Origin of the sequence: Streptomyces sp. PA03-3a (assembly GCF_033792735.1) — a bacterium.
Lineage (GTDB): Bacteria > Actinomycetota > Actinomycetes > Streptomycetales > Streptomycetaceae > Actinacidiphila.
The window spans coordinates 15,689-39,703 of record NZ_JARAVM010000044.1; the positions used below are offsets into that span (position 1 = coordinate 15,689).

Below are 24,015 nucleotides of genomic sequence, written 5' to 3' on the forward strand. Positions count from 1 at the left end.
GGCGGCGACTTCCAGCCGGGATGGCGTAGCTGAAACGTGACGCATGTTCACCTTACTCGGCGGTCATATCTCGAAGTAACCTGCGTCACACCGCGCTTCGGGAGGAGTGGTCATGCGATCGAAATTTGGCAGGTTCAGAACAAGAATAAGGACGGGCGCCGCGGCGGCCGTCCTCGCGCTGGGTGCGAGCCTCGTCGCGCCGCTGCCCATGGCGGCGCACGCCGCCCCCGTCACCGACTACTGCCAGGGGCGGTGCTCGGACATCCTGCCGCCGGGCGAGAACGGCAACGCCACCCTCGCCCAGATCCTGCTGAACCAGATCTTCGGCACCCAGCCGGAGCACGCGGAGGACCAGCTCGGGCCGTACGCGAACCTGGCCGGCGGGTACCAGAACCTCACCGACGCCACGATCAACAACTTCTTCAACGACGCCTCCTTCGGGGTCCCGGCCGGACAGGTCGCCTCGACGACCTCCCCCCGCAGCGACGTGACGATCACCCGGGACAAGAAGACCGGCGTGCCGCACATCTCCGGCACCACCCGGTACGGGACGGAGTTCGGCGCCGGGTACGCCGCGGCGCAGGACCGGCTGTGGCTGATGGACCTGTTCCGGCACGTGGGACGCGGCCAGTTGACCTCGTTCGCCGGCGGCGCCCCCGCCAACCAGGGTCTGGAGCAGGAGTTCTGGCGCGCCGCGCCGTACACCGAGGAGGACCTGCAGGCCCAGATCGACTGGATCGCCACGCAGAACGGGGAGCGCGGCCGGCAGGCGCTGGCCGACGTCAACGCCTACGTCGACGGGATCAACGCCTACATCGCGGCCTCCGACAGCGGCCGCTACTTCCCCGGTGAGTACGTGCTGACCGGCCACAAGGACGCCATCACCAACGCCGGCACCATCGAGCGGTTCAAGTCCACCGACCTGATCGCCCTGGCGTCCGTGATCGGCGCGCTGTTCGGGACCGGGGGCGGCGGCGAGGTGACCAACGCCCTGTCCCTGCTGGCCGCCCAGCAGAAGTACGGCGTCACCGAGGGCACCCGGGTCTGGGAGTCCTTCCGCGAGCGCAACGACCCCGAGGCGGTCCTGACCGTCCACGACGGTGAGAGCTTCCCCTACGCGGTCCGGCCGGAGAACCCGCGGGGGCTGGCACTGCCCGACGCCGGGAGCGTGACGGTGGAGCCGCTGGTCCACGACCGCACCGGCAGCGCCGGCAACGCGAAGGCGTCCGCGGCCTCGAAGAGCGCCACCACGAGCGCGCTCTCCGCGAACACCCGGGGCATGTCCAACGCCCTGCTGGTGAGCGGCGCGCACACCGCGAGCGGCCACCCGATCGCCGTCTTCGGCCCGCAGACCGGCTACTTCGCGCCACAGCTGCTCATGCTCCAGGAGATCCAGGGCCCCGGGATCAGTGCCCGCGGCGCCTCCTTCGCCGGCCTGAGCATGTACGTGGAGCTGGGCCGCGGCCAGGACTACGCGTGGAGCGCGACCACCTCGGCCCAGGACATCACCGACACCTACACGGTGGAGCTGTGCCAGGACGACGTGCACTACCTCTACCGCGGCACCTGCACGGCCATGGAGAAGCTGGAGCGCAGCAACTCCTGGAAGCCCACCACCGCGGACGGAACCGCCGCCGGCTCCTACCGGATGCAGATCCACCGCACCAAGTACGGCCCGGTGACGCACCGGGCGACGGTCGGCGGCAAGAAGGTCGCCTACGTGGCGCTGCGCAGCTCCTACATGCACGAGGCCGACTCGGTCGTCGGCTTCCAGATGCTCAACGACCCGGCCGCCGTCAACGACGCGGCCTCGTTCCAGCGGGCGGTCCAGCACATCAACTACACCTTCAACTGGTTCTACGCCGACTCCCGGGAGGCCGCCTACTTCAACAGCGGCGCCAACCCGGTGCGCGCCGCCGACGTCGACCCCACCTTCCCGGTGCGGGCCGAGCCCGCCTACGAGTGGAGCGGCTTCGACCCCGCCCACAACACCGCCGACTACACGCCCGCCTCGGAGCACCCGCAGTCCGTCGGCCAGGACTACTACGTGTCCTGGAACAACCGGCAGGCGAAGGAGTACGACGCGGCCGGGTTCGGCAACGGCTCGGTGCACCGCGGCAACCTCCTGGACGACCGGGTGAAGAAGCTGGTCGCGGCGGGCGGTGTCACACGGGCCCAGCTCACCGGGGCGATGGCCGACGCGGCGCTGACCGACCTGCGCGGCGAGGACGTGCTGCCCGACCTGCTCAAGGTGCTGCGCAGCGGTACGGTCTCCGACCCCGCGGTGTCTGCGGCCGTCACCAAGCTCTCCGACTGGGCCACCGCCGGTGCCAAGCGCCGGGAGACCTCGCCGGGTTCGCACACCTACGCCAACGCCGACGCGGTGCGGATCATGGACGCGTGGTGGCCGCTGCTGGTCAGGGCCCAGTTCGAACCGGGCCTGGGCAGCGAGCTGTACGGGGCGCTGACCGCCAACCTCACGGTGGACGAGGCGCCGTCGGCCGCACACGGCCCGACCGGCTCGCACGCCGGCAGCGCCTTCCAGTACGGCTGGTGGTCCTATGTCGACAAGGACATACGGGCGGTGCTCGGCGAACCCGTGCGGGGCGGCCTCGCCCGCACCTACTGCGGCGGCGGAGACCTCGCGGCCTGCCGGGACGTGCTGACCGGCACCCTCAAGCAGGCCGCCGCGAGGATCGCCGCCCAGGTGTACCCGGGTGACGAGAACTGCTCGGCCGGCGATCAGTGGTGCGCCGACACGGTCATCCACCGCACCCTCGGCGGCATCAAGCACGGCAAGATCAGCTGGCAGAACCGCCCGACCTACCAGCAGGTCGTGGAGTTCCCCGCCCACCGCTGACCCGTCGTGCACGGCCCGCGCGGGCCGGCGACCGGCCCACGGCCTCAGGCCAGGAGCCGGCCCGCGCGCAACACGATCCGCGCCAGTTCGGGGTGGCAGATGTCGCTGTGCGCCCCGGAGGGCGGCCCCCCGCGGGCCACCACGGCCGAGGCGTCCACGCTCACGCACCCGGCCCGGGGGAACGCCCCGCGCAGCGCCTCGGCCAGCGGCATGTCCATCGTGTCGTCGACCGCCTTGATGCCGTCGTGGCCGGTGGCCCCCCAGCGGTCGCCGAGGTCCGGTCCAAAGCCGCGGTCGTCGCCCGCCAGCCGGGAGGCGATCGGGTACATCGTGCCGAGCGCCGTGTCGTGGCGGGAGTAGCAGGACACCACGGGGCCCGCGACCTTGAGCCGGGCGCTTCCCAACGCGCCGCCGTGCGCTCCGTCGTGGGGAAGCCGGGACGCGAACGCGTAGTGCGAGAAGGCGCCCTGGAGCAGGGTCACCGACTTCACGGCACGTACCCCGTCGGGCAGTCCGCGCAGCGCGTAGGAGACCAGCCGGCCGCCGAAGCTGTGCCCGACCAGGTGGACGGAGAGCGAGGGGTGGGCGCGGGCGAGCCCGCCGAGGAGGGGGCCGAGCCCGCGCTCGCCGACCGCGCCGGCCCGCCGCTTCATCGCGTAGTACGTCGCCTGGCGCAGCATCTCCTTGGCGCCGTTCCACAGCCGTGTCCAGCCGCCGCCCGCCGGCGGCAGCCCGGTGCCGCCCTCCAGGGCCGCCGCGTACTCCTCGCAGGCGGCCACGGGGTCGCCGCACAGGACGGCCGGTTCCGCCCCCGGCGCCGAGTCCGAGGTGTCGTCCGCGCACAGCCCGGCCACGGCCTCCGGCGGTACCCCGGTCAGCCGCCGCACCAGCGCGGCGAACTCCGCGAACGGCTCCTCACCGTCAGGGCGTTCCTCCAGCAGCCCGGCGATCCGCCGGACGTCGTCCTCGTGCCCGGGGAAGACCGCCACGAGCGCGTCACGGGTGACCGCGTCGAGCGCCGGCTCGGGCCGCAGCGGCTCCGGGCCGGGCAGCAGCGTCCCGAAGTCGGGGATGGGCTCGTCCGAGAAGCGCATGGAGGGCCACAGCACCCCCGCGTAGCCCATGACCGTCCCGGGCCGGGCGCGCCCGGCGAGCAGTCCGGGGACGGGGGCGAGGAAACGGTCGTACAGGGCGGTCGCGCCGGAGCGGTCGCTGTTCCAGCCGTGGGAGAAGACCAGCAGGTCGGTGACGCCCCTGGCGCCGACGCCCGCCGTGAGCCGGTCGCGCTGCGCCAGGTCGGGGTCGCCGTCCGCGTCGAAGGTGATCTCCCAGTACGGCTCGACACTCATCCCCGGCATGACCGTCCCCCTGGTTCTCCCGGACCGATGCCGTCGCATCATCCCAATCCGCCGCGGATGCGGCCATACACCGCGCGGGGGGAATTCCGCCGCCTCCCCGGCGTGCCCTTCCCAAGCCCTGACCGACTGCTTAGTATGCCGACGGGAGCCCGTTCCGAGCCGAAGGAGACGCGATGGAAGCGCTGCGCGATGCCCGGGTGGTCGTCACCGGTGCCGGAGGCGGGATCGGGGCGGCGCTGGCCCGGAGATTCGCGGCGCAGGGCGCGCGCGTCGTCGTCAACGACCTGGACGAGGGCGCCGCCAAGACCGTCGCCGACGAGATCGGGGGCATCTGCGTCCCAGGCGACGCCTCGGCGGTCGTCGAGCCGGCCCGCGCGGCACTCGGCGGGGGCGTCGACGTGTTCTGCGCCAACGCCGGCATCGGCGCCATGGCCGGGGCCGAGGCCGAGGACGCCGTCTGGGAGCGGGTCTGGGACGTCAACGTCATGGCGCATGTGCGCGCCGCCCGCGCGCTGCTCCCGGAGTGGCTGGAGCGCGGCGAGGGCCGCTTCGTCGCCACCGTCTCCGCCGCCGGGCTGCTGACCATGGTCGGCGACGCCCCGTACTCGGTCACCAAGCACGGCGCCCTGGCCTTCGCCGAGTGGCTCGCCGTCACCTACCGCCACCGGGGCGTGCGCGTGCACGCCGTCTGCCCGGAGGGCGTGCGCACCGACATGCTGCGCGCGGCCGGGCCCGCCGGCGACCTCGTGCTCGCCCCCAACGCCATCGAGCCGGAGGACGTCGCCGAGGCCGTGTTCCAGGGCATCTCCGACGAGCGCTTCCTGATCCTGCCGCACCCCGGGACGGGCGCCTACTACGCCGCCCGCGCCGGGGACACCGAACGATGGATCGGCGGCATGAACCGGGTGCAGCGGAGGCTGGAGGAGGGGTCCGGCGCGTGAGCCCGTACGAGAGCAAACCGTGGCTGCGGCACTTCGACGAGGAGCTGCAGACCCTCCCCGACCCGCCGGTCACGCTCCTGCACGCGTTCCGCGAGGTCGTCGCCCGCGTCCCCGACCGCACCGCGCTCGCGTACTTCGACGGCCGCGTGGACTACCGCGAGCTCGACGAGCTGTCCGACGGGCTCGCCCGGTACCTCGCCGCCCGCGGCTTCGCGCGCGGCGACCGGCTGGCGATCGTCCTGCAGAACGTGCCGCAGTTCGCGGTCGCGCTGCTCGGCGCCTGGAAGGCCGGCGGCACGGTCGTGCCGGTCAACCCCATGTACAAGGAGCGCGAACTCGCCCACGTGCTGGAGGACGCCGGGGTCACCGCCCTCGTCTGCTCCGACCGTGCCTGGGACGCGCACATCCGCGCCACCGCGGCCGGCTCGCCGGTGCGGATCCCGCTGACGACCAGTGAACTCGACCTGCAGACCAGGGACGACGAGCGCGTGCTGCCCGGGCGGCGCACCCCGTCCGAGGACGCGGACGACCTGCTGGCCGCCGCCAGGGAGGGCACCCCCGGCCCGCCGCCGCCCGATCCCGGCCTGACCGCCGACGACATCGCGCTGATCAGCTACACCTCGGGCACCAGCGGCGTTCCCAAGGGCGCGATGAACACCCATGGCAACATCAGCTACAACGCCGATCGGCAGCGCGCGCACAGCGTCCTGCCCGACGGCGCCACGCTCTTCGCGCTCGCCCCGCTGTTCCATATCACCGGCATGGTCTGCCAGCTGGCCGCCGGCATCGTCGCGGGCTCCACCGTCGCGCTCGCGTACCGCTTCGAGTCAGGCGTCGTCCTCGACGCCCTGCGCGAGCACCGCCCGGCGTACATGGTCGGCCCCTCGACCGCCTACATGGCGCTCATGGCCCGGCCGGACGCCACAGCCGAGGACTTCTCCTCCTTCCGTCTGCTCTACTCCGGCGGCGCGCCCGTGCCGCCCGCGCTGGTCGCCGCCTTCCGCGAGCGCTTCGGCCACTACCTGCGCAACGGCTACGGCCTCACCGAGTGCACCGCGCCCTGCGCCGCCGTGCCCGCCGGGCTGGAGGCCCCGGTCGACCCCGTCTCCGGGACGCTCTCGGTCGGCGTCCCCGGCCCCGGCACGATGGTGCGCATCGTGGACGACAAGGGCGCCGACGTGCCCTTCGGCGAGCACGGCGAGATCGCCGTCCGCGGACCCATGGTGGTGCCCGGCTACTGGAACCGGCCCGAGGCCACCGAGGAGGCGCTGCCCGGCGGCGAACTGCGCACCGGCGACATCGGCTTCATGGACGAGGAGGGCTGGCTCTACGTCGTCGACCGCAAGAAGGACATGATCAACGCGTCCGGCTTCAAGGTGTGGCCGCGCGAGGTCGAGGACGTCCTGTACACGCACCCCGCGGTGCGCGAGGCCGCCGTGGTCGGGGTCCCCGACGCCTACCGGGGGGAGTCGGTGAAGGCCTTCGTCAGCCTCCGGCCGGGGGCCGCGGCGCAGCCGTCCGAGCTGATCGGGCACTGCAGGGAACGCCTCGCGGCGTACAAGTACCCGCGCGAGATCGAGATCCTGCCCGAACTGCCGAAGACGCCCACCGGCAAGATCCTCCGCAGGGAGCTGCGCGCACGGCGGGAGTGAGTCACATACCGGTCGGTATGCTGTCGGGGCGCACCGGTACGGAGAGAGGGCAGGCCATGGCACGGAGCACCACCCCACCCAAGGCGACCGCGGCCGCGGTACCCCAGCGGCTGCTCGCCGAGGCCACCCGCCTCTTCGCCGAGCGCGGATACGACCGGACGTCGGTGCAGGAGATCGTCGAGGCCGCCGGCGTCACCAAGGGCGCGCTCTACCACTACTTCGGCAGCAAGGACGACCTCCTGCACGAGATCTACGGGCGCGTGCTGCGGCTGCAGATGCAGCGCCTGGAGGCGATCGCCGGCAAGGAGGCGACGCCGGTGGCGGAGCGCCTGGTCGAGGCCGCCGCCGACGTCGTCGTCACCAGCATCGGCAACCTCGACGACACCAAGATCTTCTTCCGGTCGATGCACCAGCTCAGCCCGGAGAAGCAGAAGGCGGTGCGGGCCGACCGCCGCCGCTACCACGAGAATTTCCGCGCACTGGTCGAGGAGGGGCAGCGCGAGGGCTTGTTCCGGCAGGAGGTCCGGCCGGATCTCGTCGTCGACTTCTTCTTCGGCGCCGTCCACCACCTCGGCACCTGGTACCGGGAGGACGGGCCGCTGTCCGCCGGCCAGGTCGCCGCCGACTTCGCAGACATGCTGCTGCACTCCGTGCGGCAGCCCTGAACCGAACCGGGAGCAGACCGCATGAAGGCATGGCGAGTGCACGAGAACGGGGAGCCGCGCGCGGCGATGCGCCTGGACGAGGTCCCCGACCCGCAGCCGGGCCCCGGTGAACTGCTCCTGAAGGTCCGCGCCGCGAACGTCAACTTCCCCGACGCGCTGCTCTGCCGCGGGCACTACCAGGTGCGGCCGCCCCTGCCGTTCACCCCGGGTGTCGAGTTCTGCGGCGAGGTCGTCGCGGTCGGCGAGGGGGTCACCGGGCACGCGGCGGGCGACCGGGTCGTCACCCCGGCGGCGCTGCCCGGCGGCGCCTTCGCCGAACTCGCCGTCGTCCCCGCCGCGGGCGTGTTTCCCGCTCCTCCCGCGCTGGACGACGCCGAGGCCGCGGCCCTCCACATCGGCTACCAGACCGGCTGGTTCGGGCTGCACCGGCGGGCGGGGCTCAGCGAGGGCGAGACCCTGCTCGTGCACGCCGCGGCGGGCGGTGTCGGCAGCGCAGCCGTCCAGCTCGGCAAGGCGGCGGGCGCCACGGTGATCGGCGTCGTCGGCGGGCCCGACAAGGCGAAGACGGCGCGGGAGCTGGGCGCCGACGTCGTCGTCGACCGGACCTGCGAGGACTTCGTGGCCGTCGTCAAGGAGGCCACCGGCGGACGCGGCGCCGACGTCGTGTACGACCCGGTGGGCGGCGACGCCTACACCCGGTCGACCAAGTGCATAGCCTTCGAGGGCCGCATCCTGGTCGTCGGCTTCACCAGCGGCACGATCCCCAGCCCCGGCCTCAACCACGCCCTGGTCAAGAACTACTCCGTCGTCGGCCTGCACTGGGGCCTGTACAACACCCACGACCCCGCCGCCGTGCGCCGCTGCCACGACGAGCTCACCCGCCTCGCCGCGGAGGGCGCGATCAGGCCCCTCGTCAGTGAGCGCGTTCCGCTGGAGGGCGCCGCCGACGCCGTCCAGCGGGTCGCCGACGGCACGACGACCGGCCGCCTGGTGGTCGTGCCCGGCTGACCGCGTACGGGCTCCACGCGGTGGAGGGGCGGGCCGTCGCACCGCGGTGGCACCACGGGGTACGCGCCCGGACGTCGCGGGCGGCAGCGGCGCCCCAGCTCGCCGGAGCGGTCGTGGAAGGGCGCCGCCCGGGTGGCCTCCGGCCCGCACCACCCGGTGCCTGCGGCGGATCCCGCTCCTCCCGGCCCGCGTCCGGCGTCGGCGATCGGTGTGCCACCCCCGTGATCCGCGCGTCCGCCCGGCGGACGCGACGCCGGTCGCGTGGGACCCGCCCTCTGCGAACAGCTTGAGCGCGCCGCCCGCCTCGGCAGGCCACAGCCGGGCCGCGCGGCCGCCGGCGCGCTCATCGTGTGCGCCTCGGCTCGTCGCCGGGCTGGCCCGGCGACGGGAACACCGTCCGGGGCGTGTCGACCGGTTCCGCACGGCCCGCCTCGGCGGGCGCGCGCCGAAGCGCCTCCCCGCGCACCTGGCCGGGGAGGCGCCGCGGCAGGCCGTGGGTCAGCCCTCCCGGGCGTACCGCTTCAGCTCGCGCCGTGCCAGGGAGCGCTTGTGGACCTCGTCGGGGCCGTCGGCCAGCCGCAGCGTGCGGGCCGCCGCGTACAGCTCCGCCAGCGGGAAGTCCTGGCTGACGCCACCCGCGCCGTGCAACTGGATGGCGCGGTCGAGGATCAGCCCGACCTTCTCCGGAGTCGCGATCTTGATGGCCTGGATCTCCGTGTGGGCACCCCGGTTGCCCACGGTGTCCATCAGCCAGGCGGTCTTGAGCACCAGCAGCCGCAACTGCTCGATCTCCACCCGGGCCTCGGCGATCCACTGCTGGACGACACCCTGCTCCGCCAGCGGCTTGCCGAAGGCGACCCGTCCCGTGGCGCGCCGGCACATCAGCTCCACCGCCCGCTCGGCCATGCCGATCAGCCGCATGCAGTGGTGGATGCGGCCCGGCCCCAGGCGTGCCTGGGCGATGGCGAAGCCGCCGCCCTCCTCGCCGACCAGGTTCTCCGCGGGGACCCGCACGTCGTGGAAGACGACCTCCGCGTGGCCGCCGTGGTCCCCGTCGTCGTAGCCGAACACCCGCATGCCGCGGCGCACTTCGAGGCCGGGGGTGTCGCGCGGCACCAGGAGCATGCTCTGCTGGCGGTGGCGCTCGGCTGCCGGGTCGGTCTTGCCCATGACGATGAAGATCTGGCACCGCGGGTTCATCGCCCCGGAGATGTACCACTTGCGGCCGTTGACGACGTACTCGTCGCCGGCGCGCTCGATCCGCGTCTCGATGTTGGTCGCGTCGGAGGAGGCGACATCGGGTTCGGTCATCGCGAAGGCCGAGCGGATCTCGCCCGCGAGCAGCGGCTCCAGCCAGGTCTTGCGCTGCCGCTCGCTGCCGAACTCGCTGAGCACCTCCATGTTCCCGGTGTCCGGCGCGGCGCAGTTGAGGGCCGGCGGGGCGAGGTGCGGGCTGCGGCCGGTGATCTCGGCCAGCGGCGCGTACTGCAGGTTGGTCAGCCCGGCGCCGCGCTCACCGGGGAGGAAGAGGTTCCACAGCCCGCGCTCGCGCGCCTTCGCCTTCAGCTCCTCGACGACCGGCGGCGCGGACCACACGGCCTCGCCCTCCGCGGCCTCGCGCTGCCGGTGGAAGACCGGTTCCGCGGGGTACACGTGCTCGTCCATGAACGCGAGCAGCCGCCCGCGCAGTTCCTCGGTCCTGGCGTCGTACGCGAAATCCATGGCTCAGCCTTCCTGAAGCGTGCGCAGGCCGTTGTCGATGAAGGCCGGGACCACGGCGCCGATCCGGTCGAAGCCGGCGCCGACGGTCTGGCCGAGGGTGTAGCGGTAATGGATGCCCTCGAGGATCACCGCGAGCTTGAAGTAGGCGAAGGCCGTGTACCAGGCGACCGAGGACACGTCGCGGCCGGAGCCCGCCGCGTAACGCTCGATCAGCTCGGCGGGGGAGGGGTGGCCGGGCGCGCCCCCGGTGACGGAGACGGGGGTGCCCGGGGTGGGGCGCAGCTCGCCGTACATGAGCAGCAGCCCGAGGTCGGTGAGCGGGTCGCCGAGGGTGGACATCTCCCAGTCGAGGATGGCCCGGACGGTGTCGTCGGCGCCGATGAGGACGTTGTCGAGCCGGTAGTCGCCGTGCACGACCGCCGCGGGCGCCGAGGCGGGCAGGCGCGTGCCGAGGAGCGCCGCGAGTTCGTCGATCCCGGCCAGTTCGCGGCTGCGCGAGGCGTCGAGCTGCTTGCCCCAGCGGCGCAGTTGCCGCTCCAGGAAGCCCTCGGGCCTGCCGAAGTCCTCGAGCCCCACCGCCCGCGGGTCCACGGCGTGCAGCGCGACCAGGGTGTCCACCAGCCGCAGCACGATGTCCCGGGTGCGCTCCGGACCGAGCTCCGTGAGCTGCCCCTCGGTGCGGTAGGGCGTGCCCTCGACGAAGTCCATGACGTAGAAGGGGGCGCCGATGACCTCGGAGTCCTCGCAGAGCAGCACCGCCCCGGGGACGGGGACGGGGGTGTCGCGCAGGGCGCTGATGACGCGGTGCTCGCGGGCCATGTCGTGCGCCGTCGCCAGGACGTGGCCGAGCGGGGGGCGCCGGACGACCCAGCGGGAGACGCCGTCGGTCACCGCGTAGGTCAGGTTCGACCGGCCGCCCTCGATGAGCTCACCCCGAAGCGCGCCCGCCGGCAGTCCTGGCCGCTCGGCGTCGAGGTGCCGCCGCAGCCGCTCCAGGTCGAGTCCCGGTGGGTTCTGCGTCCCGCTCATCCTTGCTCCTCGCCGCCGCCGTAGCTGTCCCGGCTATCATGCCGACCAGTCGGTATGTCGTCCAGTCCGCCGCCCCGCCCGCGACCGGAAAAGCAGGTGACCGGTAGTCCCGGCGCTGCGAGACTGACGCCATGATCCCGCCCGCCGCCCTCGACTCGCTGTACGGACTGGCGCACGGCGACGCCTTCGGCGACCGCTGGTTCTTCGCCTCGCGGGAGGAGCGGGAGGGCGCCATCGCGCACCGGGTCACCCCCCGGGACGTCCCCTGGTACTGGACCGACGACACCGCCCAGGCGCTGGTGCTCTTCGGGCACCTGACGGCGAACGGCGGTTCCGTCGGACAGGACGCACTCGCCGCCGGCCTCGCCGGGGCCTACGCCGCCGACCCCTACCGCAAGTACGGCCCCTCCATGCACGACGTCCTGCGCCGCGTCGGCGCCGGGGAGCCCTGGGCGGACGTCGTGGCCGAGCAGTTCGGCGGGCAGGGATCGTACGGCAACGGCGCCGCGATGCGGGTGGCGCCGCTGGGGGCGTGGCTCGCCGCCGACCCGGAGGGTGCCGCCGAGGCCGCAGCCGCGCAGGCCGCCGTGTCCCACCACCATCCCGAGGCCGCGGCCGGAGCGGTCGCCGTGGCGCTCGCCGCCGCCTTCGCGGCCCGCAGCCGCGGCGGCCCGGCCCCGCGGGACCTGCTGGCGGCGGTGGCCGACCGGGTTCCCGACAGCGACGTGCGCTCCGGCCTGCGCACCGCGGGCCGCTTCCCCGAGGGCACCTCCGTCCGGCATGCGGCCGAGGTCCTGGGCTCCGGCTACGGGGTCTCCGCGCCGGACACCGTCCCCTTCGCCCTGTGGTGCGCCGCGCGGCACCTGGACGACCTGGAGGGCGGTCTGTGGGAGACCGTCGCCGGGCTCGGTGACATGGACACCACCTGTGCCATCGCCGGCGGGGTCATCGCCGCCCGCACCGGGATCGACGAGTTGCCGCCCGCCTGGCGGGCGGCGTTGGAGCCGCTGCCCGACTGGGTGCCGGGGCCGTCCGGTGAAACGGCGTAACGCCGCCGACCTGCGCGTTCTTGACGGGCATCCGGACGCCACCTAGGGTCGCGTTCTGGTGGACGCATGGTATTCACATATGTGAACGCGAAGGGTGGCGTGCAGTGGCACAGCAGAGGGATCTGACGATCACCGGGGTGAGGCTCACCCCCGTTCTCATCTCCGACCCGCCGCTGCTCAACACCCAGGGCGTGCACCAGCCCTACACCCCCCGCCTGATCGTCGAGGTGACCACCGCGGGCGGCGCGAGCGGCGTCGGCGAGACCTACGGCGACACCCGCTACCTGGAACTCGCGAGGCCGCTGGCGGACGCCCTGCAGGGCTGCCGAGTCGACGACCTCAACAACCTGCCGGCCCTCGCGGCGCTGGTCTGCGCGGTGCCCGAGGAGACCTCCGACGCGGTGGACGCCGGTGGTCTGCGCGGCGTCCAGACCGCCGACAAGCTGCTGCTCTCCGTGGTCTCGGCCTTCGAGGTGGCCTGCCTGGACGCCCTCGGCAAGACGCTCGGGCTGCCCGTGCACGCCCTGCTCGGCGGGAAGGTCCGCGACACCGTCGACTACAGCGCCTACCTCTTCTACCGCTGGGCCGAGCACCCCGACGGCCGGGGCGAGAAGGACGACTGGGGTGACGCTCTGGACCCGGCCGGGGTGGTCGCGCAGGCCCGCAGGCTGGTGCGCGAGCACGGCTTCACGTCGTTCAAGCTGAAGGGCGGGGTGTTCGCTCCGGAGCAGGAGATCGCCGCCGTACGGGCCCTCGCGGCGGCCTTCCCCGAGCAGCCGCTGCGGCTGGACCCCAACGGCGCCTGGTCGGTGGAGACCTCTCTGCACGTGGCGCGGGAACTCGGCGACGTCCTGGAGTACCTGGAGGACCCCGCCGCGGGCACCGCCCTGATGGCCGAGGTGTCCGCCGGCACGGACGTACCGCTCGCCACCAACATGTGCGTGACGACCTTCCCGGAGATCGCGGAGGCCTTCGCCAAGGACGCGGTCCAGATCGTGCTCTCCGACCACCACTACTGGGGCGGGCTGCGCAACACCCGCGAACTGGCCGCGATCTGCCGCACCTTCGGGGTCGGCCTGTCGATGCACTCCAACACCCACCTGGGCATCAGCCTGGCCGCCATGACGCACGTCGCCGCCACGGTGCCCGGTCTGCACCACGCCTGCGACTCGCACTACCCCTGGCAGGCCGAGGACGTCATCACCCGCCGCCACGAGTTCCGGGGCGGCCGGCTGCACGTCTCCGACGCCCCGGGCCTCGGGGTGGAGCTCGACCGGGCGGCTCTGGACGTGCTGCACCGGCGCTGGCTGGAGGATGACGGCACCTTCCACGAGCGGGACGACGCCGCCGCCATGCGCAAGGCCGAGCCCGGCTGGGTCACCCGCCGCTGGTGACCCGGGCGGGGATCAGGCCAGGCACTCCGGGATCCGGCCGCCGTTGAGCACGGCCATGTCGGTGATCACGGGGAGCAGGTCCAGCGGCGAGCCGAGGGGCAGGCCGTCCAGCTCCGCGTACGCGCGGTGCAGATTGGCGACCAGCCGCTCCGGCTCGCGCAGCGTCGCGAACTCGCCGAGGTCGGCCGCCCGCGCCACCTCCATCGGGGTCCGGCCCGCCTTGTGGCCCTCGGCCGCCAGCTCGGCCACGAAGCGCAGGTAGCCCTCGACGGTGGCGTACACCGAGGGGTCGCAGATGCCGCCGTGACCCGGCACGACGACCTCGGCGTCCAGCGAGCGCAGCACCTCCAGGGCGCGCAGCGAGCCCTCGAGCGATCCCATGGGGACGAACGGCGCGCCCCCGTTGAAGACCAGGTCGCCGGTGAAGACGACCCGGCGCCCCGGGAGCCAGACGATCGTGTCGCCGAGGGTGTGGGCCACGCCGGGGTGCAGGAGCTGCACCTCCTCCTCGCCGACGTGGAGGGTCAGGCGGTCCTCGTAGGTGACCGTCGCCGGGACCACCGGCACCTCGCCGTACTCCACGTCCGGCCAGATCGCGTGCAGCTGGTGCCCGGCCGCGACCTGCTCGGTGACGCACGCGGTGTGGCCGACGATCCGGGCCCCTTCCGCGAAGACGCTGTTGCCGTAGGTGTGGTCGCCGTGGTGGTGGGTGTTGACCACGTGTGCGGGCATCGGCGCGCCGGAGGCGGCGAGGGCCTCGCGCAGCATCAGCGCCCGGCGCTCGGTGGCGGCGGTGTCGATCAGCAGCGTGCTGCTCCCGTCGCTCACCCAGCCCGCGTTGTTGAGGCACCAGCCCCCGTCCGGCTGGACGTAGGCGTGAACCCCGGGAGCGACTTCCTCGGTGAACGGGTGCTCGGTGTGCAGCTGTGACATTTTGATGCCCTTCCCTGGTCAGACGCATGGAACGTACCAGGGAAGGGCGTACGGTCGGCGAAGCGGGGGCGTCGCCTACAAGACGAGCGAGAGCAGCAGGACGAAGACGATCCCGACCACGGAGATCACGGTCTCCATGGCGGACCAGGACTTCAGGGTCTGCGGGACGTTCATCCCGAAGTACTCCTTCACCAGCCAGAAGCCCGCGTCGTTGACGTGCGAGAAGAACAGCGAGCCGGCGCCGACGGCGAGCACCAGCAGCGAGGCGTGCGTGGGGGTCATGCCCTCGGCCAGGGGGGCGACCAGGCCCGCGGCGGAGATGGTGGCCACGGTGGCGGAGCCGGTCGCGACCCGGATGAGGACGGCGATCAGCCAGGCCAGGAGCAGCGGCGAGATGTTCCAGCCGTCCGACCAGCCGAGGATCATGTTGCCGATGCCGGCGTCGATGAGGGTCTGCTTGAAGCCGCCGCCCGCACCGACGATCAGCAGGATGCCGGCGATCGGGCCGAGGGACTTCTCCACCGTCGTGGAGATCCGCTCCTTGGTGAAGCCGGCCGCCCTGCCCAGGGTGAACATGCCCAGGACGACGGCGGACAGCAGGGCGATCAGCGGCGAGCCGATGACGTCGAAGATCCGGAAGACCAGGCTGCCCTGGTCGTCGACGAGGACGTCCACGAGCGCCTTGCCGAGCATCAGCACCACCGGCAGCAGCATCGTGGCCACCGTGGCGGTGAAGCCCGGACGCTTCTCCAGTTCGTCGGACGCCCGGGTGGGGGTGAGGTGCTCGGGCGGGGTGACCTTCACCCAGCGGTCGGCGAACCGCCCGAAGAGCGGGCCGGCTATCGCGACGGTGGGCAGCGCGACGAGCACGCCGAGCGCGAGGGTGGTGCCGAGGTCGGCGTGGATGGAGTCGATCGCGGCGAGCGGGCCGGGGTGCGGCGGCACCAGGCCGTGCATCACGGACAGACCGGCGAGCGCCGGGACGCCGATCCGGATCAGGGAGTGGTTGCCGCGCCGGGCCACCAGCAGCACGACCGGGATCAGCAGCACGATGCCGACCTCGAAGAAGAGCGGGAGCCCGATCAGGCCGGCGATGAGCGCCATCGCCCACGGCAGCCGCCGTTCGCTCGTCCTGGCGAGGACCGTGTCGACGATCTGGTCGGCGCCGCCGGAGTCCGCGAGCAGCTTGCCGAGGATCGCGCCGAGCGCGATGAGGACGCCCACACCCGCGACGGTCGTGCCGAGGCCGGTGGTGAAGCTGGCGACGGTCTTGGCGAGGGGCGCGCCCGCGACGGCACCGAGGACTCCGGTGCCGATGGTGAGGGCGAGGAAGGCGTGCATCTTCCAGCGGGTGATCAGCAGGACGATCACCGCGATGCCGGCGAGGGCGGCGACGGCCAGCTGGGTGTCGCCCGCGCTGGTGATCGGTTCCGTCGCCGCGGGGGCCGCGGCCAGCAACTCGGCGCTGAGTGCAGACACGTTCTACTCCGTGGGGGAGGAGGGGTGGGGGGACTGTGCGTGGGGGGACTGTGTGTGAGGGGAGGGGGGAAGGCGGGCTCAGTGAGCGAGCGCCGCCAGAGCGCGTTCGGTGATCTGGTGGGGGCCGCCGTCGATCGCGACCACGGCACCGGCCTCGTCGGACTCCAGCGGTTCGAGCGCCTCGAACTGGGAGCGCAGCAGGCCGGCGGGCATGAAGTGCTGCATCCGCGCCGCCAGGCGCGAGGCGATCAGCTCCTCGGACCCGTCGAGGTGGAGGAAGAACAGCCCGGGGGTGTCCCGCCGGAGCCGGTCACGGTAGCGGCGCCGCAGCGCCGAGCAGCTGACCACTCCGCCGCGGTCGCCGCGCTCGACGATCCACGCCGCGATGGCGTCCAGCCAGGGGGCCCGGTCCTCGTCGTCCAGCGGGTGCCCGGCCGACATCTTGGCGATGTTGGCGGGCGGGTGGAAGTCGTCCGCCTCGGCGTAGGGGACGTCCAGCCGCTCGGCGAGCAGCCCCCCGACGGTGGACTTGCCCGAGCCGGACACGCCCATCACCACCACCAGGGGGTGGTGCGGGGCCTCCGGGCCTGCCTCGGTCACCACGGGTACCTCCTTGTGCGTGTGCCTGGCCCTGCTTCGTGACCGACCCAGGAAACGCCATAGGTACTACTTATTCAAGGCCCCGAAATGAAATCGTCATACGAAGCGATTCCCGCATAGGCTGTCGCCCATGGATCGGCCCATGGATCGGCAGGGAGAGCACGGCGGCCTGCACGCCCGTGTCCTGGCGGAACTCGGCCCCGCCATCGCCTCGGGCGCGCACCCGCCCGGCACGGTGCTGCGCATCGACGAGCTGGAGCGGCGGTACGGCGTCTCCCGCACCGTCGTCCGTGAGGCCGTACGGGTCCTGGAGGCCATGCACCTCGTCGAGTCCCGGCGCCGGGTCGGCATCACGGTGCGCCGCACCGAGGAGTGGAACGTCTTCGACCCGGCCGTCATCCGCTGGCGCCTGGCCGGGGCGGACCGGCCCCGGCAGTTGCGCTCGCTCACCATGCTCCGGACCGCCGTCGAACCCGTGGCCGCCGGTCTCGCGGCGGCGGCCGCGACTCCGGGGCAGTGCCGCGAACTGACCGTTCTCGCCGCCGAGATGGCGGCCGCCGGCCGGGCCGCGGACCTCGACGAGTACCTGGTGCACGATGTGGCCTTCCACCGGGTGATGCTCACCGCCTCCGGCAACGAGATGTTCGCCCGCCTCGGCGAGGTCGTCGCGGAGGTGCTCACCGGGCGCACCGAGCACCACGTCATGTTCAGCGCCCCCGACCCCGAGGCGGTCACCCTCCACGTCCGCGTCGCCGAGGCCGTCCGCGCCCGCGACGCGGAGTCCGCGGAGCGCCTGATGCGCGAGATCTGCCTCGGCGCGCTGCGCGAACTCGACGTACTGGCCCCCTGACCGCGCGCCCCGCCGTACGGCCAGGGCGGGAGCGGGGGCGGGGCCTGGAGGTCAGCCGGTGGGTCCTGCGTGGCGCAGGATCGCGTCCACGGTCTCCTGCGGGGTCTGGCGGGAGGTGTCCAGCCAGAGGCCGATCCGCGGGGTGCCCGCCCGCAGGGCGCGGTCGAGGTCGGCGGGCGTCCACGCGCCGTAGGCCCGCTTCTTCCGGCCGGCCTCGCGGGCGGCGATCGCCTCGGGGGAGGGGACGAGGACCACGACGTGCAGCGGCCGGGTGCGCAACAGGGCGATCGTGCGGGGCAGTTCGTCGCCGAGGATGACGTCCTGCAGGACGGGGGTGAACCCGGACGCCGCGTACGCGTCCGCGCTCGCCGCCGCCAGGGAGTGCCGCAGCCGCAGTTGCCGCAACGCCTCCTCCGTCAGTGCCGCGACGTCCCCCGTGCCGTCGCCTGGCAGCGCCTCGGCCCGCCCGCCGACGATCATCCGCCGGAACGCGTCGCCCCGGACGTGCGCCGAGCGGGGCAGCCGCTCGGCCAGTGCCTGCGCCACGGTCGACTTCCCCGACGCGGGGATCCCGGTGATCAGGAACATCGCTCGCACCTCACCGCGTGTGGCCTCTCCCTCACCCCGCCGGACACCGCGCGGCGCCCAGGGCGACTCTATGTTCGAGACACGTCAAGCGGAACGTTTCGGCGGACCGAAAACCAGGTGACCGGCGCGGAGTCGGGATGCTGCACTGGGGATCATGACGACCACACCGGCGGCCGCGCCGCCCCAGCCGTACCGCTGGTCGCTGTCGCGTGCCCGAGGAGGGGCGCCGCCGGACCGGCTGGGCGCGCTGACCGAGGGCGCCGCGCGCCCCAGCCTGTGGTACCTGCCCGAACTGACCGTGTGCACCGGGAAGGTGCTCGCCCGCTCGGGCGGCGCCGACCTGTGCTTCGTCGGCCGCTCCCTGGACAGCATGTACGACCTGCTGACCGGCGCCTTCGAGGGCTCCTCCCGGGAGGGGCCGCCGCTGCGCCTGCCGCTGTCGCTGCGCCTGTTCCGGCACCCGGCGCCCGCCCACACGGCCCGGCTGCGCGAGCACCTCGCCGCGGCCGGACTCGCGCCGCACGCCCTGGCCCGCCGTACCCGTCCGGTGGCGCTGGTCGACCTGGTCTCCGAAGGCGGCACCTACGACACGCTGTTCGCCGCACTCGCCGACTGGGTGCGCGAGAGCCGCGAGCCGTGGCCGGCGATCCGCCGCAAGCTGCGCTTCGTGGGCGTCACGCACCGCCGGCGGACCAGCCCGAACACCTGGCGCTGGCAGCAGAACACCGCGGGCGGCTGGGCGCGTTCCCTGCCGTCGGGGCATGTCGCGGGGGTGTCCCTGCATCCGCGGGTGTGGTCGTACTTCGGCGACGAACAGGCCAAGCTGCAGCCGTCCTTCCCGCCGCCGCGCTGGTTCGACGCGTACGCCGCGGAACCCTGGCACGGACCGGACCTCCCCGCGGCGCTGGCCGAGTCGCTCGCCCTGGTCGAGGCGGGGCGCGGCCGGTCCGTGCGCGCGGAGCTGGTGCGGGTGATCGCGCGAGAGCCCGGTTTCGCGGACCGCGAGGTCCGCGCCCTCGTCGCCCCGCTGCGCGGCCTGGCGCCGTCCCGTTCCCGTCCCGGTGCGGTCTCCCGCGGCCGGTCCGGCTCGCGTCAGCGCTCCCTGCCGCGGGCCTCCATGACCGGGCGCAGCCGCTCCAGCAGCGCGTAGAGAGCCGCCTGCTCGTTCTCGTCCAGGGTGTCCAGCGCCCCGTGGGTGGCCTGCATCTCGTCGCGGACGCGGCGGATGGTCTCGCGTCCAAGGTCGGTGGCCACGACGTTCTTGACCCGCCGGTCGGCGGCGCTCACCTCGCGGCGGACGAAGCCGTGCGCCTCGAGCCGGTCGACGATGCCGGTGACGTTGGACGCGTCGCACACCAGCCGCTCGGCCAGGCCGCGCATCGGCACCGGGCCGCCCAGCTGGGCGAGCACCTTGGCCTGCATGGAGGTCAGCCCGTGCCGGGCCGCGGCGGCGGCGAAGTCCTGCCACTGGGCGGTGCCGATGGCGGCGAGCAGCTCCAGTAGTTCGATCTTGGTGGGCTGCGTGGTCGTCGCGGCGGTCGGGGCGCTCATGTCTGCGAGTGTACGCAAAAGCTTGAGATGGTAAATCATTAGCTTGAAGTCTTCAAGCGTCGGTTTCAGTGCGGGCCGAGGAAGACCAGCAGCGCGCCCGCGACGGCCAGTACCAGCACGCACAGCACCGCCCCGGCCGCCGTCCCGCCCGCCATCGCGGAGGGCTGTGCCGAGCCGAGGGCGGCGATCCGCCGCTGGGTGAGGACGGTGAACGCCAGCCAGGCCGACGCGCAGAGCGACAGCCCCAGCAGCCCGGCCGGCGACACCCCGTGCAGCACCGCCTCGCGCCCGGCCAGCAGCGCGGCCACCGCGAAGGCCAGCGTGGTGCGCCGCCAGGCCAGCCGGGTCCGCTCCGGCTGCAGTCCCGGATCCCGGGGCGAGTCGCCGCCCGGGGCGGTCATCAACCCGCCCACCCCAGCGTCACCGTGAGCAGCAGGGCCGCCGCCACCAGGGCCACCAGCACGGCCAGCGCGGCGGGGAAGCGCGAGACCGGCAGATCGTCCCCGCGCCGCATCGCCTGTTCGCAGCGCACCCAGTGGTTCACCGCGCGGACCGCGCACATCGCTCCGCCGACCACCAGCACCACCGCGAGCGTCACCCGGACCGGCCGGCGCAGGTCCCGGAGGAACTGGTCGACCGCGAAGCCGCCGCCGACCAGCGCGAGCGCGGTACGCAGCCAGGCGAGGAAGGTCCGCTCGTTGGCGAGCGAGAAGCGGTAGTCGGGCGTCGTCCCCTCGGCCCGCACCCGTGCCGGGGCGAACCACAGGGCGACCGCCCCGGCCGCGGCCCGCGCATGCTTGATCACGACCCCACAGTACCGAGCGGCCTCCGGCCGGGCGCGCCGTGGGCGGCCCCGCCAGGGGCGGTCCGGGGGATCCATAGTGTATCAATTGATCCAGAAATGGTATGCTCGCGCCATGGCGCGCACCAGGGAGTTCGACCTCGACCAGGCCCTCGACCGTGCGATGGACCTGTTCTGGCGCCGCGGCTACGCGGCGACGTCCCTCCAGGACCTGCTGACCGAGCTCTCCATCGGCAGCGGCAGCCTGTACGCGGCCTTCGGCTCCAAGGACAAGCTCTACGCCCGCGCCCTGGAGCGCTACTGCTCCCAGTACGCCGGCGGACTCGTCGAACTGCTGGAGAACGCGGACGAGATCCGCCCCGCCGTCCGCGCCGCGCTGACGCAGATGGTCGAGGCGGACCTGGAGGACCCGGAGCGGGGCTGCCTGCTGGTCAACGCCGCCACCGAGCGCGGAGACGACCCCGGCACCGTGGACCGCGTCGCGATCACCCTGCGCCTGCTGGAGTCCTCCCTCGCGGCGGCGCTGGAGAAGGCGAGGGCCCGCGGGGAGCTGTCCAACGACAAGGAGCCGGTGGCACTCGCACGCTTTCTCACCACCTTCGTCCAGGGCCTGCGCGTCGTCGGCCGGGCCCGCCTCGGCAGGGCCTTCGTCGAGGACGCCGTCGACACCGCCCTGCGCTCCCTGGACTGATCGCGTCGCGCCCCGCCGCCCGGAACCGGGGCGGTGTCCGATGGTGTCCCCCTCCCCATGGGACCGATCGTCACCGGCATCCGCAGACTCGTGCTCTTCGGCTGGACGGAGGCGCGCTGCTGCGCCTTCGCGGTCGCGCTGATGGCAGGCGTGGCCGGCTCGCGGCTGCTGCCCCCGCTGCCCGTCGCCCGCTACGACCTCCTGCTCTGCTACGGGGTGGCGCTGAGCGCGCTGTTCTGGGCCTGCGGCTGGGAACGCGGCCGCGACGTGGCCGTCATCGCGGTGTGCCACGCCGTCGGGCTGCTCTTCGAACTCGTCAAGGTGCACCTGGGCTCCTGGAGCTATCCCGAGCCCGCGCTCACCAAGTTCGGCGGCGTCCCGCTGTACGGGGGCTTCCTCTACGCCGCCGTCGGCAGCTACGTGTGCGCCGCCTGGCGGCTGTTCGAACTGGGCCTGACCGGCTACCGCCGCCGGGCCATGACGATCCTGGCCGCGGCGGTGTACCTCAACTTCTTCACCCACCACTGGCTGCCCGACGCGCGGTGGCTGCTGGCCGTACTGCTGCTGTGGGCCACCGCCGGCACCTGGGTGCACTTCACGGTCGACGGGGCGCGCCTGCGGATGCCGCTGGCGCTCTCCTTCGTCCTCATCGGCTTCTTCCTGTGGGTCGCGGAGAACGCCGCTACCTACGTGGGCGCCTGGCGCTACCCCGACCAGGAGCACGGCTGGGTGCCGGTCTCCCTCGCCAAGTTCGGCGCCTGGGCGCTGCTGATCAGCGTCACCTTCGTCGTCGCCAGTCGCGCAGCCGCTCCCAGGCCTCCAGGCCGTCGGGCACCCATTCCCGCTCCGGCAGGAGGCGTTCCAGCTCCTCCTCCGTCACGAAGTCGTGCCAGGCGACCTCCTCGGCCTGCGGTACGACCGGCAGGTCGCAGCGCACCTCGTACACCCGGGCCCACCAGGTGTGACCCGCCGCCGCCCCCGTCCCCTCGTAGAGAAAGCTGAACAGCGCCGTCGGACGCGGCAGACCCGAGACCCCCAGCTCCTCCTCCGCCTCGCGCAGCGCCGCGTCGTCGTACGCCTCGCCCGCGCCCACCACACCGCCCACGAACATGTCGTGGAGGGAGGGGAAGACCAGCTTCTGCGCGGTGCGGCGGTGCACGAACACCCGCCCCTCGCCGTCCCTGGCGAGGATGAAGACGCAGCGGTGACGCAGGCCGCGCGCGGTGGCCTCGCCGCGTGTCGTCCGGCCGACCACCCGGTCCTGTTCGTCGACGATGTCCAGCAGCTCGTCCGCCGAGCGCGGAGCCTCCTCCATGGTCCCTCCCGTCCGTTCCGGGGCCCGTGGGGGCCGCGGTGCCCGTAGCGACCCATGATCGGCCCCGGCACGGGTTCCGGCCAAGCTCCCCGGCCCGGACCCCGCCGCCGGCGCACCGCGCGCAGAATCGAGTCATGACGACCGTTCACACGAAGGTGCCGGGCCCGGCGGGCGCACCGCTGCTCGGGTCGCTGCTCGACCTGCTGCGCGATCCCCTCGGCACCTACGAGCGCGCGCGGCGCGACCACGGCGACCTCGTCCGCTTCACGGTCGGCCCGCCGGGGCTCCGCGCCGAGGTGCACGCGGTGTTCTCGCCCGAGGGCGCCCAGCAGGTGCTGGCGGCCGAGGCGGCCGGCTTCCGCAAGGACAACGCGTTCTACGAGGAGGTCCGCCAGTCCCTCGGCAACGGGCTCCTCACCAGCCAGGACGCCGACTACCAGCGGCAGCGCAGGCTGCTGCAGCCGCTGTTCACCCCGCGCCAGGTCGACGGCTGCGCGACCGCCGTCACCACCGAGGCGGCCGCCCTCTCCGCGGCCTGGCACGCCGCGCCCGACGGCACCGTCGACGTCCTGGAGGAGATGCACGGCCTCACCCTCCGCACGATCGCCCGCGTGCTGTTCGGCGGCGCCGTGGAACAGGCCGTGGAGGCTGTCGGCCGCTGCATGCCGGTCGTCGACGAACACGTCCGGCGGCGCGGCTTCGCCCCGGCGCGGACACCCCGCCACTGGCCGACCCCCGGCAACCGGAGGGCGGCGGCCGCCACCGCCGAGCTGTACGCGGTCTGCGACGGGATCATCGAGCGCCGCCGCGCGGAGGGCGGCGACGGCCAGGACCTGCTCTCCCTGCTCGCCTCGGCCCGGGACGAGGACGGCCGCCCCCTGGACCCCGACGAGATCCGCGACCAGGTGCTGATCTTCCTGCTCGCCGGGCACGAGACGACCGCCACCTCGCTCGCGTTCGCCCTGCACCTGCTCGCCCGTCACCCCGAGGCGCAGTCGCTGGCCAGGGAGGAGATCGACCGGGTCCTCGGCGGACGCGTCCCGGGCGCCGCGGACCTCGACGCCCTGCCCCACCTCACGGCGGTCCTCAAGGAGGCCATGCGCCTCTACCCGGCCGCGCCCGTCATCGGTCGCCGCTCGGTCGCCGCCACCCGCATCGGCGGCCACCTCGTCCCGGCCGGCGCCGACGTCATCGTCGTCCCCTGGGTGATCCACCGCCACCCCGGCCACTGGACGGAGCCCGGCCGCTTCGACCCCGGCCGCTTCACCCCGCAGGCGGAGGCCGCCCGCCACCGCTACGCCTGGCTGCCCTTCGGCGGCGGCCCCCGCGCCTGCATCGGCAGGCACCTCTCCCTGCTGGAGTCCGTGCTCGCCCTCGCCGTCCTGCTGCGCGGCCACGAACTGACCGCCGTCGACCAGGACGTTCCGCTCGGCGCCGGCATCACCCTCCAGGCGCGCGGACCGGCCCGCTGCCGCCTCACGCCCCGGGCCCCGGCGCGACCGGCGGGCTGACCTCCGTCCCGGCCGCC

22 protein-coding genes and 1 pseudogene are annotated in these 24,015 nt (G+C 73.6%); 12 read left to right on the top strand and 11 right to left on the bottom strand.

Going from position 1 to position 24,015, the window contains the following annotated elements; translation table 11 throughout:
* Positions 1–112 precede the first annotated feature (112 nt).
* Positions 113–2,860 carry a penicillin acylase family protein gene (locus PV342_RS35560; RefSeq protein ID WP_500320292.1) on the top strand — a complete coding sequence of 916 codons (2,748 nt, stop codon included), beginning with the start codon at positions 113–115 and terminating at the stop codon, positions 2,858–2,860.
* 44 nt (positions 2,861–2,904) lie between these two features.
* On the opposite strand, the gene PV342_RS35565 is transcribed toward PV342_RS35560, so the two are convergent.
* Complete coding sequence (locus tag PV342_RS35565; protein WP_400807440.1) at positions 2,905–4,209, bottom strand: serine-threonine protein kinase; 1,305 nt, start codon at positions 4,207–4,209, stop codon at positions 2,905–2,907.
* 182 nt (positions 4,210–4,391) lie between these two features.
* On the opposite strand from PV342_RS35565, the gene PV342_RS35570 reads away from it, so the two are divergent.
* Genes PV342_RS35570 through PV342_RS35585 form a run of 4 tightly spaced genes read left to right on the top strand, consistent with a single transcriptional unit; the run spans position 4,392 to position 8,484 of the window.
* Complete coding sequence (locus PV342_RS35570) at positions 4,392–5,159, top strand: SDR family oxidoreductase (protein ID WP_500320294.1); 768 nt, start codon at positions 4,392–4,394, stop codon at positions 5,157–5,159.
* The gene (locus tag PV342_RS35575; RefSeq protein WP_500320296.1) at positions 5,156–6,811 is read left to right on the top strand and encodes an AMP-binding protein; all 1,656 of its coding nucleotides are present in this window, start codon (positions 5,156–5,158) and stop codon (positions 6,809–6,811) included. Before PV342_RS35570 ends, PV342_RS35575 begins: the two co-directional genes overlap by 4 nt.
* A 56-nt stretch (positions 6,812–6,867) precedes the next feature.
* Positions 6,868–7,476, top strand: a complete 609-nt coding sequence (locus PV342_RS35580; protein ID WP_500320298.1) for a TetR/AcrR family transcriptional regulator — start codon at positions 6,868–6,870, stop codon at positions 7,474–7,476.
* A 21-nt stretch (positions 7,477–7,497) separates the two neighbouring features.
* Positions 7,498–8,484: an NADPH:quinone oxidoreductase family protein gene (locus PV342_RS35585; RefSeq protein ID WP_400807435.1), complete on the top strand. Its 987-nt coding sequence runs from the start codon at positions 7,498–7,500 to the stop codon at positions 8,482–8,484.
* A gap of 498 nt (positions 8,485–8,982) precedes the next feature.
* Here PV342_RS35585 and PV342_RS35590 read toward each other — a convergent pair whose 3' ends face one another.
* Both PV342_RS35590 and PV342_RS35595 read right to left on the bottom strand, forming a co-directional pair.
* Positions 8,983–10,206 carry an acyl-CoA dehydrogenase family protein gene (locus tag PV342_RS35590; protein WP_386995284.1) on the bottom strand — a complete coding sequence of 408 codons (1,224 nt, stop codon included), beginning with the start codon at positions 10,204–10,206 and terminating at the stop codon, positions 8,983–8,985.
* Positions 10,207–10,209: 3 nt separating this feature from the next.
* Complete coding sequence (locus PV342_RS35595; RefSeq protein ID WP_500320300.1) at positions 10,210–11,235, bottom strand: phosphotransferase family protein; 1,026 nt, start codon at positions 11,233–11,235, stop codon at positions 10,210–10,212.
* 131 nt (positions 11,236–11,366) lie between these two features.
* Here PV342_RS35595 and PV342_RS35600 point away from each other — a divergent pair, with 131 nt between their 5' ends.
* Entirely contained in the window at positions 11,367–12,284 is a 918-nt protein-coding gene (locus PV342_RS35600) for an ADP-ribosylglycohydrolase family protein (protein WP_386995279.1), read from the top strand.
* 104 nt (positions 12,285–12,388) lie between these two features.
* A complete protein-coding gene (locus PV342_RS35605; RefSeq protein WP_500320302.1) occupies positions 12,389–13,678 on the top strand; it encodes a glucarate dehydratase family protein in 1,290 nt (429 codons plus the stop codon).
* Positions 13,679–13,690: 12 nt separating this feature from the next.
* On the opposite strand, the gene PV342_RS35610 is transcribed toward PV342_RS35605, so the two are convergent.
* From PV342_RS35610 to PV342_RS35620, 3 genes are all read right to left on the bottom strand, one after another.
* Entirely contained in the window at positions 13,691–14,611 is a 921-nt protein-coding gene (locus tag PV342_RS35610; RefSeq protein WP_386995276.1) for an MBL fold metallo-hydrolase, read from the bottom strand.
* Between the two features lie 75 nt (positions 14,612–14,686).
* The gene (locus PV342_RS35615; protein ID WP_400807430.1) at positions 14,687–16,090 is read right to left on the bottom strand and encodes a GntP family permease; all 1,404 of its coding nucleotides are present in this window, start codon (positions 16,088–16,090) and stop codon (positions 14,687–14,689) included.
* 78 nt (positions 16,091–16,168) lie between these two features.
* On the bottom strand, positions 16,169–16,642 hold the full coding sequence (locus PV342_RS35620; protein ID WP_400807476.1) for a gluconokinase: 474 nt from the start codon (positions 16,640–16,642) through the stop codon (positions 16,169–16,171).
* A gap of 190 nt (positions 16,643–16,832) precedes the next feature.
* On the opposite strand from PV342_RS35620, the gene PV342_RS35625 reads away from it, so the two are divergent.
* Positions 16,833–17,540 carry a FadR/GntR family transcriptional regulator gene (locus tag PV342_RS35625; RefSeq protein WP_329188743.1) on the top strand — a complete coding sequence of 236 codons (708 nt, stop codon included), beginning with the start codon at positions 16,833–16,835 and terminating at the stop codon, positions 17,538–17,540.
* Positions 17,541–17,591: 51 nt separating this feature from the next.
* Here the strand turns inward: PV342_RS35625 and PV342_RS35630 are convergent, their stop codons facing one another.
* Complete coding sequence (locus PV342_RS35630) at positions 17,592–18,128, bottom strand: AAA family ATPase (protein ID WP_386995272.1); 537 nt, start codon at positions 18,126–18,128, stop codon at positions 17,592–17,594.
* A gap of 154 nt (positions 18,129–18,282) precedes the next feature.
* On the opposite strand from PV342_RS35630, the gene PV342_RS35635 reads away from it, so the two are divergent.
* Entirely contained in the window at positions 18,283–19,278 is a 996-nt protein-coding gene (locus PV342_RS35635; RefSeq protein WP_400807423.1) for a hypothetical protein, read from the top strand.
* Here the strand turns inward: PV342_RS35635 and PV342_RS35640 are convergent.
* From PV342_RS35640 to PV342_RS35650, 3 genes are all read right to left on the bottom strand, one after another.
* Positions 19,221–19,679 (bottom strand): MarR family winged helix-turn-helix transcriptional regulator, encoded by a 459-nt coding sequence (locus PV342_RS35640; RefSeq protein WP_391579429.1) that lies wholly within the window; start codon positions 19,677–19,679, stop codon positions 19,221–19,223. The genes PV342_RS35635 and PV342_RS35640 overlap by 58 nt on opposite strands.
* A 65-nt stretch (positions 19,680–19,744) precedes the next feature.
* Positions 19,745–20,080, bottom strand: coding sequence for a DUF202 domain-containing protein (locus PV342_RS35645; protein WP_400807421.1), 336 nt, complete (start codon positions 20,078–20,080; stop codon positions 19,745–19,747).
* Positions 20,080–20,484 (bottom strand): YidH family protein, encoded by a 405-nt coding sequence (locus PV342_RS35650; protein ID WP_400807419.1) that lies wholly within the window; start codon positions 20,482–20,484, stop codon positions 20,080–20,082. The genes PV342_RS35645 and PV342_RS35650 overlap by 1 nt, the downstream gene beginning before the upstream one ends.
* Before the next feature lie 112 nt (positions 20,485–20,596).
* On the opposite strand from PV342_RS35650, the gene PV342_RS35655 reads away from it, so the two are divergent.
* A complete protein-coding gene (locus PV342_RS35655; RefSeq protein ID WP_400807416.1) occupies positions 20,597–21,172 on the top strand; it encodes a TetR/AcrR family transcriptional regulator in 576 nt (191 codons plus the stop codon).
* A gap of 57 nt (positions 21,173–21,229) precedes the next feature.
* Positions 21,230–22,003 (top strand): annotated as a pseudogene (locus PV342_RS35660) (DUF817 domain-containing protein); the annotation flags it as partial.
* Here the strand turns inward: PV342_RS35660 and PV342_RS35665 are convergent.
* Entirely contained in the window at positions 21,951–22,487 is a 537-nt protein-coding gene (locus PV342_RS35665; RefSeq protein WP_500320306.1) for an NUDIX hydrolase, read from the bottom strand. The pseudogene PV342_RS35660 and the gene PV342_RS35665 overlap by 53 nt on opposite strands.
* Before the next feature lie 134 nt (positions 22,488–22,621).
* Between PV342_RS35665 and PV342_RS35670 the strand changes: the two genes are divergently transcribed.
* Positions 22,622–23,998 (top strand): cytochrome P450, encoded by a 1,377-nt coding sequence (locus PV342_RS35670; RefSeq protein WP_500320308.1) that lies wholly within the window; start codon positions 22,622–22,624, stop codon positions 23,996–23,998.
* Positions 23,999–24,015 lie beyond the last annotated feature (17 nt).

What these genes read in the sequence shown, in the direction of transcription:
- PV342_RS35565 (WP_400807440.1), bottom strand. Translation starts at nt 4,209, where the DNA reads ATGAGTGTCGAGCCGTACTGGGAGATCACCTTCGACGCGGACGGCGAC.
- PV342_RS35630 (WP_386995272.1), bottom strand. Translation starts at nt 18,128, where the DNA reads ATGTTCCTGATCACCGGGATCCCCGCGTCGGGGAAGTCGACCGTGGCG.
- PV342_RS35645 (WP_400807421.1), bottom strand. Translation starts at nt 20,080, where the DNA reads ATGACCGCCCCGGGCGGCGACTCGCCCCGGGATCCGGGACTGCAGCCG.
- PV342_RS35655 (WP_400807416.1), top strand. Translation starts at nt 20,597, where the DNA reads ATGGCGCGCACCAGGGAGTTCGACCTCGACCAGGCCCTCGACCGTGCG.
- PV342_RS35585 (WP_400807435.1), top strand. Translation starts at nt 7,498, where the DNA reads ATGAAGGCATGGCGAGTGCACGAGAACGGGGAGCCGCGCGCGGCGATG.
- PV342_RS35560 (WP_500320292.1), top strand. Translation starts at nt 113, where the DNA reads ATGCGATCGAAATTTGGCAGGTTCAGAACAAGAATAAGGACGGGCGCC.
- PV342_RS35590 (WP_386995284.1), bottom strand. Translation starts at nt 10,206, where the DNA reads ATGGATTTCGCGTACGACGCCAGGACCGAGGAACTGCGCGGGCGGCTG.
- PV342_RS35580 (WP_500320298.1), top strand. Translation starts at nt 6,868, where the DNA reads ATGGCACGGAGCACCACCCCACCCAAGGCGACCGCGGCCGCGGTACCC.
- PV342_RS35600 (WP_386995279.1), top strand. Translation starts at nt 11,367, where the DNA reads ATGATCCCGCCCGCCGCCCTCGACTCGCTGTACGGACTGGCGCACGGC.
- PV342_RS35620 (WP_400807476.1), bottom strand. Translation starts at nt 16,642, where the DNA reads ATGGGCGTGTCCGGCTCGGGCAAGTCCACCGTCGGGGGGCTGCTCGCC.
- PV342_RS35670 (WP_500320308.1), top strand. Translation starts at nt 22,622, where the DNA reads ATGACGACCGTTCACACGAAGGTGCCGGGCCCGGCGGGCGCACCGCTG.
- PV342_RS35635 (WP_400807423.1), top strand. Translation starts at nt 18,283, where the DNA reads ATGACGACCACACCGGCGGCCGCGCCGCCCCAGCCGTACCGCTGGTCG.
- PV342_RS35665 (WP_500320306.1), bottom strand. Translation starts at nt 22,487, where the DNA reads ATGGAGGAGGCTCCGCGCTCGGCGGACGAGCTGCTGGACATCGTCGAC.
- PV342_RS35625 (WP_329188743.1), top strand. Translation starts at nt 16,833, where the DNA reads ATGGATCGGCAGGGAGAGCACGGCGGCCTGCACGCCCGTGTCCTGGCG.
- PV342_RS35595 (WP_500320300.1), bottom strand. Translation starts at nt 11,235, where the DNA reads ATGAGCGGGACGCAGAACCCACCGGGACTCGACCTGGAGCGGCTGCGG.
- PV342_RS35640 (WP_391579429.1), bottom strand. Translation starts at nt 19,679, where the DNA reads ATGAGCGCCCCGACCGCCGCGACGACCACGCAGCCCACCAAGATCGAA.
- PV342_RS35570 (WP_500320294.1), top strand. Translation starts at nt 4,392, where the DNA reads ATGGAAGCGCTGCGCGATGCCCGGGTGGTCGTCACCGGTGCCGGAGGC.
- PV342_RS35610 (WP_386995276.1), bottom strand. Translation starts at nt 14,611, where the DNA reads ATGTCACAGCTGCACACCGAGCACCCGTTCACCGAGGAAGTCGCTCCC.